Origin of the sequence: Mesorhizobium ventifaucium (assembly GCF_935822925.1) — a bacterium.
Lineage (GTDB): Bacteria > Pseudomonadota > Alphaproteobacteria > Rhizobiales > Rhizobiaceae > Mesorhizobium > Mesorhizobium ventifaucium.
In genome coordinates this window covers 125130-141049 of the sequence record NZ_CAKXZS010000078.1, presented here as the reverse complement: position 1 = coordinate 141049, position 15920 = coordinate 125130, and the positions used below count along the sequence as shown (strand labels likewise).

At 62.7% G+C, this 15920-nt stretch carries 15 protein-coding genes; 8 read left to right on the top strand and 7 right to left on the bottom strand.

Annotation, left to right across the window (positions count from 1 at the left end; all coding sequences use genetic code 11):
• Positions 1-55: 55 nt before the first annotated feature.
• Both NMG70_RS31520 and NMG70_RS31515 read left to right on the top strand, forming a co-directional pair.
• On the top strand, positions 56-1303 hold the full coding sequence (locus NMG70_RS31520; protein ID WP_254028098.1) for a BtaA family protein: 1248 nt from the start codon (positions 56-58) through the stop codon (positions 1301-1303).
• Positions 1300-1986 carry a class I SAM-dependent methyltransferase gene (locus NMG70_RS31515; RefSeq protein WP_254028097.1) on the top strand — a complete coding sequence of 229 codons (687 nt, stop codon included), beginning with the start codon at positions 1300-1302 and terminating at the stop codon, positions 1984-1986. Before NMG70_RS31520 ends, NMG70_RS31515 begins: the two co-directional genes overlap by 4 nt.
• A 5-nt stretch (positions 1987-1991) precedes the next feature.
• Here the strand turns inward: NMG70_RS31515 and NMG70_RS31510 are convergent, their stop codons facing one another.
• The gene (locus tag NMG70_RS31510; protein WP_254028096.1) at positions 1992-3371 is read right to left on the bottom strand and encodes a serine hydrolase domain-containing protein; all 1380 of its coding nucleotides are present in this window, start codon (positions 3369-3371) and stop codon (positions 1992-1994) included.
• A 223-nt stretch (positions 3372-3594) separates the two neighbouring features.
• On the opposite strand from NMG70_RS31510, the gene NMG70_RS31505 reads away from it, so the two are divergent.
• On the top strand, positions 3595-4386 hold the full coding sequence (locus NMG70_RS31505; RefSeq protein ID WP_254028095.1) for a glycoside hydrolase family 25 protein: 792 nt from the start codon (positions 3595-3597) through the stop codon (positions 4384-4386).
• A gap of 80 nt (positions 4387-4466) precedes the next feature.
• A complete protein-coding gene (locus tag NMG70_RS31500; RefSeq protein WP_254028094.1) occupies positions 4467-5660 on the top strand; it encodes a lytic murein transglycosylase in 1194 nt (397 codons plus the stop codon).
• Between the two features lie 127 nt (positions 5661-5787).
• Here the strand turns inward: NMG70_RS31500 and NMG70_RS31495 are convergent, their stop codons facing one another.
• A complete protein-coding gene (locus NMG70_RS31495; protein WP_254028093.1) occupies positions 5788-6681 on the bottom strand; it encodes a LysR family transcriptional regulator in 894 nt (297 codons plus the stop codon).
• A 160-nt stretch (positions 6682-6841) separates the two neighbouring features.
• Between NMG70_RS31495 and NMG70_RS31490 the strand changes: the two genes are divergently transcribed.
• Entirely contained in the window at positions 6842-7540 is a 699-nt protein-coding gene (locus tag NMG70_RS31490) for an SDR family oxidoreductase (protein ID WP_254028092.1), read from the top strand.
• Between the two features lie 134 nt (positions 7541-7674).
• Here the strand turns inward: NMG70_RS31490 and NMG70_RS31485 are convergent, their stop codons facing one another.
• Positions 7675-8895 (bottom strand): alanine racemase, encoded by a 1221-nt coding sequence (locus NMG70_RS31485; RefSeq protein WP_254028091.1) that lies wholly within the window; start codon positions 8893-8895, stop codon positions 7675-7677.
• A gap of 217 nt (positions 8896-9112) precedes the next feature.
• On the opposite strand from NMG70_RS31485, the gene NMG70_RS31480 reads away from it, so the two are divergent.
• Positions 9113-10030 (top strand): DMT family transporter, encoded by a 918-nt coding sequence (locus NMG70_RS31480; RefSeq protein ID WP_254028090.1) that lies wholly within the window; start codon positions 9113-9115, stop codon positions 10028-10030.
• 601 nt (positions 10031-10631) lie between these two features.
• On the opposite strand, the gene metF is transcribed toward NMG70_RS31480, so the two are convergent.
• Both metF and NMG70_RS31470 read right to left on the bottom strand, forming a co-directional pair.
• Positions 10632-11549 (bottom strand): methylenetetrahydrofolate reductase [NAD(P)H], encoded by a 918-nt coding sequence (gene metF, locus NMG70_RS31475; RefSeq protein WP_254028089.1) that lies wholly within the window; start codon positions 11547-11549, stop codon positions 10632-10634.
• Positions 11549-12571 carry an ArsR/SmtB family transcription factor gene (locus NMG70_RS31470; protein ID WP_254028088.1) on the bottom strand — a complete coding sequence of 341 codons (1023 nt, stop codon included), beginning with the start codon at positions 12569-12571 and terminating at the stop codon, positions 11549-11551. Before NMG70_RS31470 ends, metF begins: the two co-directional genes overlap by 1 nt.
• Positions 12572-12712: 141 nt before the next feature.
• On the opposite strand from NMG70_RS31470, the gene tsaA reads away from it, so the two are divergent.
• Both tsaA and NMG70_RS31460 read left to right on the top strand, forming a co-directional pair.
• Positions 12713-13249 carry a tRNA (N6-threonylcarbamoyladenosine(37)-N6)-methyltransferase TrmO gene (gene tsaA, locus NMG70_RS31465; RefSeq protein WP_254028128.1) on the top strand — a complete coding sequence of 179 codons (537 nt, stop codon included), beginning with the start codon at positions 12713-12715 and terminating at the stop codon, positions 13247-13249.
• A complete protein-coding gene (locus tag NMG70_RS31460) occupies positions 13246-13557 on the top strand; it encodes a DUF2293 domain-containing protein (protein ID WP_254028087.1) in 312 nt (103 codons plus the stop codon). Before tsaA ends, NMG70_RS31460 begins: the two co-directional genes overlap by 4 nt.
• A 318-nt stretch (positions 13558-13875) precedes the next feature.
• Here the strand turns inward: NMG70_RS31460 and NMG70_RS31455 are convergent, their stop codons facing one another.
• The gene (locus NMG70_RS31455; RefSeq protein WP_254028086.1) at positions 13876-14493 is read right to left on the bottom strand and encodes an MOSC domain-containing protein; all 618 of its coding nucleotides are present in this window, start codon (positions 14491-14493) and stop codon (positions 13876-13878) included.
• A gap of 240 nt (positions 14494-14733) precedes the next feature.
• Complete coding sequence (locus tag NMG70_RS31450) at positions 14734-15855, bottom strand: beta-ketoacyl-ACP synthase III (protein ID WP_254028085.1); 1122 nt, start codon at positions 15853-15855, stop codon at positions 14734-14736.
• Positions 15856-15920 lie beyond the last annotated feature (65 nt).

Sequence of the window (15920 nt, the reverse complement as noted above, 5' to 3'; positions counted from 1 at the left end):
TGTCATCCACCTGCGCTACCCGCTTGCGCCAGAGCAAACGGGGAATCGCCTTGTCATGACGGATGTTTCCGGAGAACTGGTTTTTCGCCGCGGCAAGCAAGTTGGCAAGGCCGTCTACCAGAACCGCCCGCTGTCTAAGGCCGGCCTCTCAGAGCGGCTCTTCGCCTTGCTGTTTTCCGGCCTCGTCTATCCGCAAATCTGGGAAGACCCCGACGTCGACATGGAGGCGATGCAGCTTGGCCAGGGCCACCGCCTCGTCACCATCGCCTCCGGCGGCTGTAACATCCTTGCCTATCTCACCCGGTCGCCAGAACGGATCGACGCCGTCGATCTCAACGCCGCTCATATCGCGCTGAACCGCATGAAGCTCGAAGCGGTGCGCCATCTGCCGTCGCAGGGCGACCTGTTCCGCTTCTTCGGCGCTGCCGAGACCCGTCACAATTCGCAGGCCTACGACCGTTTCATCGCGCCGCATCTCGACCCGGTCAGCCGCCATTACTGGGAACATCGCAACTGGCGCCGGCGCCGGCGCATCGCCGTCTTCGATCGCAACTTCTACCAGACCGGCCTGCTCGGCCTGTTCATTGCCATGGGCCACCGAACCGCCAAATTCTTCGGCGTCGATCCGGCGGGCATCATGGAAGCCAAAAGCCTGGCCGACCAGCGCCGCTTCTTCGACGAGGAGCTGGCGCCGGTCTTCGAAAAACCGCTGCTGAAATGGGCAACATCGCGAAAAGCCTCGCTGTTCGGCCTCGGCATTCCGCCGGCGCAGTACGATTCGCTGATCACCTCGGGCGACGGCACCATGGCCGCCGTGCTGAAGGCCCGGCTGGAAAAGCTCGCCTGCGATTTTCCGCTAGAGAACAACTATTTCGCCTGGCAGGCTTTTGCCCGCCGCTACCCCAATCCCGGCGAGGCGGCGCTGCCTGCCTATCTCGAAAAGCGCAACTACAATACGATCCGCAACAATGTCGACCGCGTCGCCATCCATCATGCCAATCTGATCGAACTCCTTGCCGGCAAGGATGCCGGTTCCGTCGACCGCTTCGTCCTGCTCGACGCGCAGGACTGGATGACCGACGACCAGCTCAATGCGCTGTGGGCCGAGATCACCCGCACCGCGTCGACCGATGCCCGCGTCATATTCCGCACTGCGGCCGAACCCAGCCTGTTGCCCGGCCGGGTCTCGAAGTCGCTGCTCGACCAGTGGAATTATGCGGACGGGGCCTCGCGCGAATTCTCCGCCCGCGACCGGTCGGCCATCTATGGCGGCTTTCATCTCTATGTGAAGCAGACCGCATGAGCACGACCGAACTGCCGGCCAGGCACGGCGAACCGCCGGCCGGGCACGCCGAGCTGATGGACGGCGTCTACCGCTGGCAGCGCCACATCTACGACCTGACCCGCAAATATTACCTGCTCGGCCGCGACCGGCTTATATCAGGGCTGGAAGTGCCGGCCGGCGGCACCGTGCTCGAACTCGGCTGCGGCACCGGCCGCAACATCGTCCTCGCCGCCCGCCATTATCCCGACGCCCGCTTCTTCGGTCTCGATATTTCAGCCGAAATGCTGGAAACGGCCACTGCTGCCATTGCCCGCGAAGGCCTGTCCGGCCGCGTCACGCTGGCGCGCGGCGACGCCACCGATTTCGACGCGAAAGCGTTATTCTCCGTCGAAAGTTTCGATCGTATTTTTGTCTCCTATTCGCTGTCGATGATTCCTGGTTGGGAGAAGACGGTTTCCGCGGCACTTGCAGCCTTGTCACCCGGCGGCTCGCTGCACGTCGTCGATTTTGGCCAGCAGGAAGCCCTGCCCCACTGGTTCCGCACGCTGCTGCGCGGCTGGCTAAGAAAATTCCATGTCGAGCCGCGTGAGGCCCTGCGCGCGGTTATGACATCGGAATCCGAGCGGATCGGCGCAAACCTTCGGTTCAGGACACTGTATCGCGGCTATGCCTGGCTCGCGGTAGTAGGACCGCGCAGATAGCTTTTCTAATGCAGCGCCTTCACCAGCGCTGCCACCACGGTTTGCGGCCGGTAGCCGAGCTTGGCCGGCGTCAGGCCGAGCCGCACAACCACCAACTGCTCCGAGGGGATGACGGCGACCGTCTGCCCGTCATGGCCTTCCATCCAATAGGTATCCCTTGGCAGGCCCGCAGCGATGCCGGCGCCGGGGTTCTCCTCGTCGCCCGGCCCCTCGATCCAGACCTGGCCCCTGCCGTAGACTTTCGAGGCGGGTGCGGCTTCCCGCATCCAGGCGACGAAGCCGGCGGGCAGGATCTGCTGGCCGTTCCAGACGCCGTCCTCCAGCAGGAACTGGCCGAAGCGCGCCCAGTCGCGGGCGGTGGCGTAGAGATAGGACGAGCCGACGAAGGTGCCATGCTCGTCGGCCTCCAGCACCGCGCTCTGCATGCCGAGCGGAGCGAACAGCCCAACTCTCGGCCACGCCAGCGCCCTGTCCTTGTCGCCGATCGCATCCTGCCACAGCCGCGACAACATCACTGCCGTGCCGCTCGAATAGGAAAACATTTTGCCCACCTCGCCGGTCAGCGACTTGGATCCGGCAAAGCCCGCCATATCAGGCTCGAGATAGAGCATCCGCGTCACGTCGGTGACGTCGCCGTAATCCTCGTTGAACTCGAGCCCGCTCGACATCGCCATCATGTCGGCGAGGCTGATGGCGGCGCGGCCGTCCGTTTTCCAGGGTCCGAACAGGCCCTGGTTCGTCATTACCATCTTGCCGTCCTTCACCACCGTGCCGACGATCGCGGCATTTACCGTCTTGGTCATCGACCAGCCAAGCAGCGGCGTCTTTTCGGAAAAGCCGTTTCCATAGCGCTCGGCGATGATGCGGCCGTTCCTGACCACCACCACCGCCCGCATACCGGCGCCCGTCATTGCAGGATCGTCGAGGATTTTCGCAATTTCGCGGTTTTGCGAGGCATCGACCTCGTCGCCCTCCGGCCAGAGCGCGGCGAGCGGCGGCGCCGGTGTCAGCGCCGGCCCGGCGACTGCTTTGGCCCTGGCGATGCCGCCATCCGGAACCGAAGCACAGCCAAGCCCGTCCCGAACGACCGCGACGCTCTTGCCGAACACGCCGAACAGCCCGCCCGAAACCGTGCCCTGCTCCTTGTTGACGGACACCCGCATCAGCCTGAGCAGCGGATGGCCCGGCGCCTGCACGTCGACGGCGAGCACCTCGTCGGCGTCGCGTCCCGCGATAAAGACGTTCGAGCAGACGATCTTGGCCGTATAGCCCGAGCCGACGCGGATCAGTTCCGGTGGCGCGATGTAAAGCCAGGCGGCGAGTGCTGCGACCGCCAATACGGCCAGCCCGAGCAGCCACTTCACCAGCCTCAGAGCAATCTGCATTTTCCGACTCCCTCGGGACGCTCATCTATGTCATCGATTTGCCGTCATTGCTTCGGCAAAATCGCGATTCTGGTCGAGCGCTGTCAACGGAATATCAACCATGATCAGCGATCACCAGGGATAGGAGAGCGGTCCTGTGGGGCGATCGCTTGGGGGCACGGTCGAGGGACCACCTGCAGCAACAACCCATCAGCGGCCGGCTGAAACCGGTTCAGGAGTAGCGATGCGCCGTTTCGCGGCTTTCATCATGCTGACGCTGCTGGGCGCCTGCTCGACCGTCGACGATCTTGCGCCGTCGCTGCCGGGCGCCCCGAGCGTTGCGGTGCGTGCACCCCGTTTTGACGACTCCGACCCGCATGAGTGGGACAGCGGCGCGCCGTGGAGCTATGCCGTTCATGGCACCGACGTCTCCAAATACCAGACCTCGGTCGATTGGCCGGCGGCCAGGGCCAGCGGCATTTCCTTCGTTTTCATCAAGGCGACGGAAGGTGGCGATCGCTTCGACCCATATTTCAACGAGCATTGGAGCCGCACGAAAGCGGCCGGAATCCCGCGCGCCGCCTATCATTTCTACTATTTTTGCACGCCGGCCGCGACGCAGGCGCGCTGGTTCATCCAGAACGTGCCCAGAGACCGGTCGGCAATGCCGCCGGTTCTCGACATGGAATGGAACCCGCAATCGCCGACCTGCAAGCTGCGCCCCAATGCGGCCACGGTGCGCAGCGAGATGAGCACTTTCCTCGAAATCGTCGAAAAGCACTATGGCAAGAAACCGATCATCTACACCTCGATCGATTTCTTCGACGAAAACGGCCTATCGGCCTTCCGCGGCTATCCCTACTGGCTGCGTTCGGTGGCCGGCCACCCGCGCAAGAGATACGGCAGCCACCCGTTCACCTTCTGGCAGTACACCGGAACCGGTATTGTGCCGGGCATCTCAGGGAAGGCCGATATCAACGTGTTCAACGGCACGGAAGCCGCCTGGAACAAGTGGCTGCGGCAGAACACCCGTTGACAGCGCGCCTGCAGCCTGCTTTTCGACACAGCCAATGAAGGACACCTGCAACCGCCGGTAATCTTCTCGGGAGGATGGCGATGCGATTGCGCTTGGAAATTCTCGCGGCGCTGTTTCTGGCCGCCACGGCGGCGCCGGCGGTGGCACAGCAATGCGGCGGCGATTTCGAGGCATGGAAGCAGGGCGTTGCGGCCGAGGCGAAGAACGCCGGCGTCGGCACTGCCGGACTTGAGGCGCTGGAAACCGCCGCTCTCGATGGAAAGGTGCTGGCGCGCGATCGCGCCCAAGGCGTCTTTACCCAGACCTTCATCGAGTTTTCGAACCGCATGATATCGGCCTATCGGCTGAAGCAGGGCGCGGTCATCTTAAAGAAATATGCCGACGTGTTTGCCCGCGCCGATCGCGAATTCGGCATTCAGGCCCCGGTCATTGCCGCCTTCTGGGCGCTGGAAACCGATTTCGGCGCCGTGCAGGGCGATTTCCAAACGCTGAACGCATTGGTCACGCTCTCTCACGACTGTCGTCGCCCGCAGCTCTTCCGGCCCCAGATCGTGCCATTGTTGACGTTGATCGATCGCGGCGTAGTCCCGGCCGACGTCACCGGCGCCTGGGCGGGCGAAATCGGCCAGACGCAGATGCTGCCTTCCGACTATCTCGGCCAAGGCGTTGACGGCGACGGCGACGAAGTGATCGACCTGCGCGGCAGCGCGCCTGATGTGATCATGACCACGGCCAACAAGATCATGTCGCGCCGCTGGAAACGCGACCAGCCCTGGATCGAGGAAGTCCGCGTGCCCGACGACTTGCCATGGGACCAGACAGGCCGCACCAACAAGCTGCCGCTGACGCAATGGGCTCAGTGGGGTGTCACCAACCCGAACGGCACGCCGTTTGTCGACAACGGCCTGAAGGCAGGCCTCGCACTGCCTATGGGCCGCAAGGGGCCGGCCTTCCTGGTCTACGACAATTTCGACGTCTACCTCGAATGGAACCAGTCCTTCACCTATGCGCTGACCGCGGCAAATCTCGCCGCGCGGCTGGCGGGTGCGCCGCAATTCGACCCACGCAATCCCGAACCCGGCCTCAACGGCGACCAGATGAGGGCATTGCAGACAAAGCTCGAGGCCAGAGGCTATGACGTGGGAACAGTCGACGGCATCCTGGGCACCAACACCCGCGAGGCGATCCGCAAGGAGCAGATGCGGCTAGGCCTGCCGGTCGACGGCTGGCCGACACCGGAGCTTTTGGGGAAGCTGCAGGATAGTGAATGGTGAATGGAATCAGATATTCACTACTGACTACTGACTACTGACTACTGACTACTGACTACTGACTACTGACTACTGACTACTGACTACTGACTACTGACTATTCACTATTCACCATTCACTATTCACCACTTCACCGCCTGGCAAGCAGGAAGTCGATAAACACACGCAAGGCCGGCGGAACCTGCCGGGAGCTCGTATGATATAGGTAAAAGCCCGGAAATCTGGGCGACCAGGCTTCGAGAAAACGGATGAGCTTGCCGGTTTCGATCCACGGCCGAACCTGGTAATCCAGCATGTAAGCCACGCCGATCCCATCGAGGGCCGCCCTGATCATCAGTTCCGTGTCGTTGACCGTCAGACCGCCGTTCACGGCTATCTCGAAAGCGCGCTGGCCTCGCGCGAACTCCCATCGATAGATGTTGCCGCCACCGGGCCATTGGAAATTGATGCATTGGTGATGATGCAGGTCGGCAGGGTGGCGGGGTATGGGGTGATGCTCGAGATAGCTGGGCGCCGCTACCGCAGCCATCTCCAGCTCGTCACTGAGTTTCACCGCCACCATGTCCTTATGCAGCCGCTCACCAAGCCTGATTCCGGCATCGAATCGTCCCTCGACAATATCGGTCAGCGTGTCGTCGACGATTATGGTGAGGGCAAGGTCGGGATAGGCGCGGCGGAAATCGCCGAGCATGGGCACGATGAACCGCATGGCGGCGATGCGTGGAACATTGATGCGCAGCGAGCCTGCCGGTCGATCGCGTGATGCATGCGCGTCGGCGACAGCCTCTTCGAGTTCATTGAATGCCGGTGCGAGGCGGGCAAACAGCGTTTCGCCTGCTGCGGTCGGCGACACGCTGCGGGTCGTGCGGTTGAGCAGCCGGACACCGACACGTTCTTCCAGCACGCGTATCGTCTGGCTAAGCGCCGGCGGCGAAACCCTGAGCCTGGCCGCGGCACGGACAAAGTTGCCTTCCTCGACGATCGTCGGGAACGCCTTCAGCTCGGAAAACTCGGCCCCGCGCATTATGTACCCCAGACTTAACAAGCCTGTTCGATCATAGGCTATTATCTGAGCAATAGCATGGCCCTAACTTCGACATGGAACCGCCGGTTGATTTGAAACGGCGTAGCCAGACAAGAAAGGGACAGCTATATATCGTTCGCTTGAAGGCAAAATCGCGCTCGTGACGGGCAGTTCGCGCGGCATCGGACGCGCCATCGCCGAGGGGCTCGCGACACACGGGGCGGCCGTGGTCGTCAACTATGTCGGCAACGAGAAAGCCGCCCAGGAAGCTGTTGCTGCCATCCGCGAGAATGGCGGCAAGGCCGTCGCCATTCTCGCCGATATCTCCAGCGTTTCCGACATTCGCCGGCTGTTCGACGAAACCGAGAAGCAGATGGGGGCGATTGACATCGTTGTCGCCAATGTCGGGGTCGCCGTCATAAAGCCGTTCGTTGAGGCCACCGAAGCCGACTTCGACCACGTCTTCGGCGCCAATGCCAAAGGCACCTTCTTCACGCTTCAGGAAGCGGCGCGCTGCGTGCGCGACGGTGGCCGTATCATCGCGGTTTCCACCGGTGGAACCAAGATGTTCTTCACCCAGACCGCCCTTTATCTCGGCAGCAAAGGAGCTGTCGAGCAGTTCGTCCGCGTCCTCTCGCGCGAACTCGGGCCGCGCGGCGTCACCGTGAATGCGCTTTCGCCAGGCTTTACCGACACCGACTTGCTTCCGGAGCGGGACCGGGCTGTGGCTGCCGGCATGTCGCCCTTCGGCAGGATCGGAGCGCCGCGCGACGTCGCCGATGTCGTGGTTTTCCTCGCCTCCGACGGGGCCCGCTGGCTGACCGGCGAAAACATTCAGGCCAGCGGCGGCGTCGCTTAACGAGCGTGAGTCGTGAATAGTGAATGGTTAATAGTGGGTAGTGAGTAGTGGAAACTAGTTCTGACTATTCACTATTCACTATTCACTATTCACTATTCACTATTCACTATTCACTATTCACTATTCACCATCCTCTAATCCGCCATCGTCTCCAGGCTGGCGAACCCCTGCGGCGCATCGCCCTCATCGAACGGCGTCGTCACCTCGACGAACGTGTCGGGGTAGAAGCCGTTGAACCGTGTCCTCAGCGACAGCGAATAGGCGCCGATATGGCCGATCTCGATCCAGTCGCCGGTATCGACCGTTTCCGGCAGCCAGAACGGCCGCGACAGGATGTCGACGGAATCGCAGGTTGCGCCGCACACCTTGAACGGCATGATGTTCTTCTCCTCGCCGTTGCGCGAGCGGATCGCCGGGTCTGGAATGAAGCGCGCCGGCAGCGTGATCTTGCCGGTCCATGAATCCGACAGCGACGCCCAGATGCCGTCATTGATGTAGAGACGCTTGCCCTTGCGCAGCAGCACGCGAACGATCAGCGACAGGCAGCGCGCCACGATCACCCTGCCCGGCTCCGCCACCAGCGGCATCTGGTCGAACTGGTATTCCTTCAGATCGCCCGACAGCCGCGACATGATCTGGCCGAGCGACGGCATCTCGATCTGCTTGCGGTTGGGATCATGGCCGTATTCGGCGGGAAAACCGCCGCCGACGTCGAGCCCGGCAATGTCGAAGCTGACGCGGTTGCGCACCCAGTCGGCCGAGGCCAGCGCCCGTTCATAGGTGTCGGGATCCTCGATCTGGCTGCCGACATGGAAGCATAGGCCGACCTTGTAGCCGGTCCGGTTCAGCCGTTCGGCCAGCTCGACCGCATTGGCCGGCCCGGCGCCGAATTTCTTCGACAGTTCGTAGGCGGCCGATCCTTTGGTCTGGATGCGCACGAACACGGTGATCGCACCCGGATCGATGTCCAGCGCCCGCACCACGCGGGTCAGCTTGGTGATCTCGTCCTCATGGTCGAGCGAGATGACGCGGATGCCATATTTCTCCAGCGCCAGCTTGATGTCCGACTGGGCCTTGACCGGATGCATGTAGAGCATCTCGGCGTCCGGCGAGACCGCGCGCACGGCGGCGAATTCGCCGGGCGAGGCCACGTCGAAAGCGCCGACGCCGGCCTCGACGAGCGCCTTCAGCACGATTTGCTCGCCGTTGGTCTTGACCGCATAGGCGGTCCTGCCGGGAAACATGCCCATGAACTGCCTGGCGTCCGCCTTCAGCACCTGCGGGCGGAAGCAATAGATCGGATCGTCCGGGCGAAGCGCCAGCGCCGCTTCGCGCGCATTTTCGAATTGCTGCATGGACGAATCCCTTGGCTTAGACTGCGCACAATTAATCCAACCTATGCGGGAATGAAAACAATTCTGTGTCTCGCACCCCTGACGCTGCGGCGCTACGGCAGATGATGGAATGCTAGCCCACTGATCTGGTTTCGGGTGGCCCTTGCCATCAAACAGGATATGGCCTGAACAGACGCCTGATTGACTTGGCATTCAGAGCCATATGGGAGGACAATCCATGGCGATCACAACGACGACGGCAATGCGCGGACCCATGGCCCTGAAAGACTGGGCACAGCTTCTGCTGCTCGGTGCGATCTGGGGTGGCTCGTTCTTCTTTGCCCGCATCGCGGTTGCCGAGATTCCGCCGCTGGTGCTGGTGCTGTTTCGCGTCGCCATCGCGGCGCTGGCGCTGCATCTCTATCTCGGCCTGCGCGGGCTCTCCTTCCGCCTCGCCTTGCCGCATGCCGCCCTGTTCTTTCTGCTGGCGCTCGTCAACAACGTCATTCCGTTCTCGCTGATCTTCGCCGGCCAGACCGAGCTTGGCGCCGGTGTCGCCTCGGTGCTCAATTCGACGACGCCGTTCTGGACGTTGATCCTCGCCAACGCGCTGACATCAGACGAAAAGCTCTCCTGGAACAAGCTTGCCGGGATCGCGCTCGGCATCGTCGGCACGGCGGTGATGATCGGTCCGGGCCTGCTTGCCGGGCTGGGCGGTCCGGTCTGGGCGAAATTCGCGCTGGTCGGCGCCTCGCTGTCCTATGCGGTGGCCCTGATGATCGCCCGACGCTTCAAGGGCGTGCCGTCCCCGGTCATCGCCACTGGACAATTGACTGCCTCGACCATCATCATGATCCCGGTCGTGCTGCTTAGCCACGGCACTGCCAACCTGTTTTCGGCCTCACCGCCGGTCTGGGCAGCGGTGTTTGCGCTGGCCCTGCTGTCCACCGCCTTCGCCTACATCCTCTATTTCAACCTTGTCGCCTCGGCCGGCGCCACCAACGCCTCGCTGGTCACGCTCATCGTGCCGGCCAGTGCGATCCTGCTCGGCTTTCTGTTCCTGGGTGAACGGCTCGAATCGTTCGAACTCGGCGGCATGGCGCTGATCGCGCTCGGCCTCGTCACCATCGACGGCCGCCTGTTCGGCCGTCGCTGATGCATGTCGGCCAAAAGCACGCCCTCGGGCTTGAACCGAGGGTGCGTAGCGGTTTTGGACAACGACATGCATCAGAACAACAACCCCAGGCGCGTCGCCTCCCAGGTGCGACAGGCTTGAGAGCTTCGCATCCAATCCAACGCGCAAACGACGCTCCAACGCGTTCGAATCTTCGCACCGACGCGAAAATCAATTCCGACTTTCGGCGGCGGTAGCGCTGCCATATCCATCCTTGCCCCAGCTCCGTCACATTTTGTGCACAGGCCCGAAGCGGGATTTTGCCGAAGATTTTCAATGCCTAACGGCAAATGGCCTGTCGTAAATTCCATAATGTCGACGCATTGCAGCATAGTTTCCGCTTGCCTGTGGCAGAAATGCCCCTAGACTCTGGCCATAGCTCTTTAAGAGGAGGCTATGACATGGGACTCACGAGGCCAATCAACGCATTGATGATTTGTGCTGCGTTTGCATTCATCGGGGCGCTGATTATGGGCGTTCTTCCGTAGACCCGCCAAGCAACGGAAGCAGCACAAAATAGTCCAAGTCATTGAAAAGGCCGGGTTTTTACCCGGCCTTTTTGCATCCCAGATTTGACGGGGACTTACGCCGCGGCGGAACCCGCGGCTTCAGCCTCATGCGAGCGGATGCCGATCATGTGACAGACGGCGAAGACCAGATCGGCCCGGTTCATGGTGTAGAAATGAAAATCGCCGACGCCGCGCTCGACAAGGTCCAGCACCTGCTCGGCCGCCACCGCGGACGCCACCAGCGCATGCGTCTGCGGGTCCGTCTGCAGCCCATCGAAGCGTTCGGCCAGCCACGCCGGCACCAGCGCGCCGCAACGCGACGAGAAATTGGCAACCTGGGTAAAATTGTGGACCGGCAATATGCCTGGCACGATCGGTATATAGATGCCCGCCCGCCGCGCCCGCTCGACATAGCGCTCGTAGAGGTCATTGTCGAAGAAGAACTGGGTGATCGCCCGCGTCGCGCCATTGTCGACCTTGCGCTTCAGCATGTCGATATCGGTGGCGAAATCCGGGCTCTCCGGATGCTTTTCCGGATAGGCGGAGACCGAGATGTCGAAATCGCCGACACCTTTCAGCGCCCCCACCAGTTCGGCGCCATTGGCATAGCCGTCCGGATGCGGACGGTAGGCGGCGCCCACGCCCTCGGCCGGATCGCCGCGCAGGGCGACGAAGCGGGTGACACCCATGTCGGCGAATTCCTGAATGACTTCATCGACCTCGTGACGCGCCGCATTGACGCACGTCATGTGCGCCGCCGGCGTCAGCGCCGTTTCTTTGAGGATGCGCTTGACCGTGCGCGCCGTGCGCTCGCGGGTCGAGCCGCCGGCGCCATAGGTGACGGAGACGAATTTCGGCTTGAGCGGCTGCAGCCGGGTAACTGTGTCCCACAGCCTTGCTTCCATCTCGTCGCTCTTCGGCGGGAAGAACTCGAACGAAACCCTGATCTTGTCGCCAATGTCGGGGCGGCGGGAAAAGCGGAACTGGTTCATCAGGCGGTTTCCCCTATCGGATAGGCGTTGGCCGGTTGTGTGTGATTGAAAGGATCGGCGATCAGCATGCGCTGGTCACGGCCGAGCCACAGTTTTACGGTGAGCCTGGGCTCGTTGCCGGCGCGCGGCTCGAATTCCTGGCTCTCCTCGAGGTCGAGCCCGGCCTCCGAAAACCATTCGGTGATCTGCCGGTCGGAAAAGCCGAGCCGCACATGCGCGTGGACGTCGCGCAGGAATTCCAACGAATGCGGAGCGAAATCCACGATCACCAGCCGGCCTGCCGGACGCAACAGCCTTGCTGCCTCGCGGATGGCGCGGGCAGGATCGTCGAGATAGTGCAGCACCTGGTGGATGGTGACGAGATCGAAGGCGTCGCGCTCGACCGGCGGCGCAAAAATGTCGCCCTGGCGCACCTGCGCATTCGAAATGCCGGCCTTGTCGAGATTGGCGCGCGCCACCGTCAGCATCTCGCGCGACATGTCGATGCCGATGCCGCGCCGGTAGAGCGGCGAAAAGATCTCGAGCAACCGCCCGGTGCCGGTGCCAAGGTCGAGCATCGACTGGAACGGCCGCTTGCCGACGAGCTTGAGCAGCGCTGCCTCCACGGCGCGGTCCGGCACATGCAGCGAGCGGATGTGGTCCCAGCTTGCGGCATTTACGGAGAAATATTCGGCGGCGCGATCCTGCCGCTTGCGCTTGACCGCCGCCAGCCGCTCGAGGTCACGCTCGACCTGCGGATCGGCGTCCCGGATGCCGGATACCAGCCTGAGCACAAAATCCCGCGCCGCATCCGAATCCGACAGCCGGAAGAAAGCCCATGAGCCCTCCTGATAGCGGCCGATCAGTCCCGCCTCCAGCAAAAGCTTCAGGTGGCGCGAGACGCGCGGCTGCGACTGGCCGAGGATTTCGGTGAGATCGGAAACGGTGAGGTCGCCGCGCGACAGCAAGGCCAGGATGCGCAACCGGCTGGATTCGGCCGCCGCCTTCAATGTATCTACCATGGTGTCTAGCGCGACATGCATGCGAGCATTCTCTTTGAAAAGATATAAACATATGTTTATGTCGATTTTGATAGGCTTGCAAGCGCTATGTCGCTTCCGGACAAGAAAATGACGCACGTGGCAGATCGCGCACAGCCGGAAGCAGGATCGGGGCGAAAAACCATGTTCGAAACGCGCAGCGGCGAAAAGCTTCTGGAAACTGATCCCGCCGATATGCCGCCGGACGGCCATGTCGTCTTCATCGGCCGCATCGCCTCGCCCTGGACCACGCGGGAAACTTGCCCCAAGAACATGAAAGCCGCGCGGGAAACCGGACAGCCGGCGGTTCTCACGATCGACCTGCCCTATCGCGAGGGCCTGCTCGGGCTTGAACGCGCCCGCCACGTCATCATCCTGTCCTGGCTGCACCACGCACCGCGGACCCTGATTGTTCAGAAACCCCGCCATGCGGCTGAACCGAAGGGCGTTTTTTCGCTGCGCTCCCCGGCCCGACCGAACCCGGTCGGGCTGCATATCGCCAGGCTCGTCGCCCTCGATATCGAAACGGGCCGTATCGATATCGATGCCATCGACCTGCTCGACGGCACGCCGGTCATCGACATCAAACCTTATTTCGCTTCGACCGATGCCTTTGCCGACGCGACCATTGCCGGACGGGACTTGCCCGGACAGGTCATACCAGGACGGGAGGGGCAATGAGCGCGCCGACCGGCCGCCGCCGCGCCATCGCGAAGGCGCTGACAGCGCTTTTGCCGCTGGCGCCCTATGCCGACATGGAGAAGATCCGCGCCGACGCCGGCGCGGTGCATATGAAGAGCTTGCCGCCGAGCATTGCCGTATGGCTGGCGACAATAGCCCACATCCGTCATATGCACACCGACTACGAAAAACTGCTGGCCGAAGGCTACGACCGCGACTCCGCGCGCTTCTTCGTCATGGAACAGACAAACATCGTGCTGACCCGCTGGCGCGCCACACGTCAGCTCGAGGATGACGGTGAGGAATAGTGCGATGGCACCCGGATGAGCTCTACGGCGCCCCTCCGTCCCGCCTACAAAAACCCGCTTCGGTGGGGGGGCGTCGGCGCGGATCAGCACAAAGCAAGAACAAAGTGCCAGCCTTCAGCGTCGAATCGCGGCTCCATTCCAGCTTGGGTTCCTCGCCCCACGAAAGTGGGGAGAGGTGGCTCGGCGAAGCCGAGACGGAGAGGGGAACCACGCTCTACGAGGCCTCCTCTCCGGCCGCGGAGCCTGTCCTCGGGCTTGCCAAGGCAAGAGACCCGTGGGCGACCACCTCCCCCCGGCTGGCGACGCCTGGCCAGGCAACTATGCCCGATAAATCCACTGCTCGGGCACACGCACCGAAATCTCTTCGCCGGCCGCGATGCGGCCTGGTTTTTCCACCCAGGCGACGAGGCCGCGCAACCGCTTTGCCGCCTTCGGGAACAACAGCGCGCCGGCTTCGTGGTCGGCCATTCCGGCATTTTCGGCGACCGATCGCCCAGCGATGCGGCATGGTCCGTTCTGCGCGTCGACCTTGACGGTGACGCCTCCTTTGAAGAACAGCAGCGTGCCGGACGGCAGCATCGAGAGATGCGGCAGGCCCTCGATCAACAGATTGGCGCCGATCCACTGGGGCTTGATCTCGGCGATCCCCATCCGCCGGGCGACGATCGCCAGCTCGTCCGCCGCCACGATCGACAGCTGCCGCTCGTTGCGCATCTCGGTGCCGCGTGGATACCAGGGCTCGCGCCCGCCGGAGCGCCGCGTCGCGCCAGCGTGAAAATCGCCGTCGATGCCGTCGAAGCCGAGCCGCAATTCATCAACCGCGCGTGTCTCGAAATGATCCGATGGCGCGACGTAAAGCGCGGCCACCCGCGCGGCAAGTTTCCGCGCCGGGATGATTTCGACCGGGTTTACGGTCTCGGGGAAGAGGTCCAGCATAGGCTTCGCTTCCGTGGGTGATGCCAAGCAATTAATGCATGTCGCGCAAAAGTGTGCAGCGGTTTTGCGATAACGACATGCATAAAACTACAACCTAAAGCGCGTCGCATGAGGCCGGTCAAACGCGACGCGCTTTAGCCGCAGCGAACTCATCAGGTCCAGTCGAAAGCACTGATGCTCCAATCAAGCAGACTGATGCGATTGCACCGGCGCCCTCCAATGCAGGGCCGTTCGCGCCAATCAGAGCATGCGCAACAGCGCCCCGCCGATGGAGTAGCCGGCGCCGAAGGCGCAGAGCAGGCCATAGTCGCCGGCGTTCATGTCAGCGTGGTTTTCCGACAAGGCGACGACTGCACCGGCGCCGGCGGTGTTGCCGAGGCGCTCCAGCACCATCGGCGCGCGGTCATGGCCGACCTCGTGGCCGAACGACAGCTTCAGGATCATGGCGTTCATCCGGGCATTGGCCTGATGCAGCCAGAAGCGCCGGATCGCTTGCGGCGTCAGCCCATGCTCGGCCAGGAACTCGACGATGAACTTGTGCCCGGCGACGGTGACTTCCTTGAACACCTTGTTGCCGACCTGCTTGATCAGGTTGCCTTCCAGGTAGATCATATACGGATCGTGCTGGGCGGTGCGCGTGTAGTAGCCAAGATTGGTGCGGATGTTGTTGGACATCTGCGTCCAGGTCCGGGTGTCGAGCACCTCGAAACGTCCCGGCCGTTTGTCGCCTTGGGCAAGCCCCTCGACGACCATCGAGACCGAAGCATCGCCGAAGATGAAATGCGTCTGCCGGTCGCGGAAATTGAGATGGCCGGTGATGATCTCGGGCGTCGTCACCAGCACGCGCCTGTGTGCGCCCGCCCGCACCAGATTGACCGCGATATGCAACGCCGCCGCCGCCGACGAGCAGCCAAGGCCCATGTCGAAACCGGCGCCCTTCGTGCCCATCGCCTGCTGCATCTCGATGGCGATCGCCGGATAGGGCCGCTGGTGATGCGAGGCCGAGCAGATCACCAGGTCGATATCTGATGGCTCCAGGCCGGCATGGTCGAGCGCTTTCCTGGCCGATGCGATGCCGAACTCGGCTTCCAGCGACAGCGCATCGTCCGGCCGCGCCGGAATGCGCGGCGCCATGCGGGTCGGGTCGAGAATGCCTTCCCGCTCGATCACATGGCGCGTCTGCACGCCCGAAGCATGGACGATGAAGGCGCTGTCCGATTTGTGCAGCAGCGTCTCGCCCGAAGCCTGGCGGCGGACATTCTCCATCTCGACCCAGGCATTGAAGCTGTCGACCAATTCCTCATTGGTGATCGAAGGCTCGGGGATTTCAACGCCGATGCCGCTGATGATGACGCGATGCATTTTCAGTTCGTCCCCATGCGCAGGCGCTACGGCTTGATGTGGGCGCCGCGAGAGTTCGGCGCAAT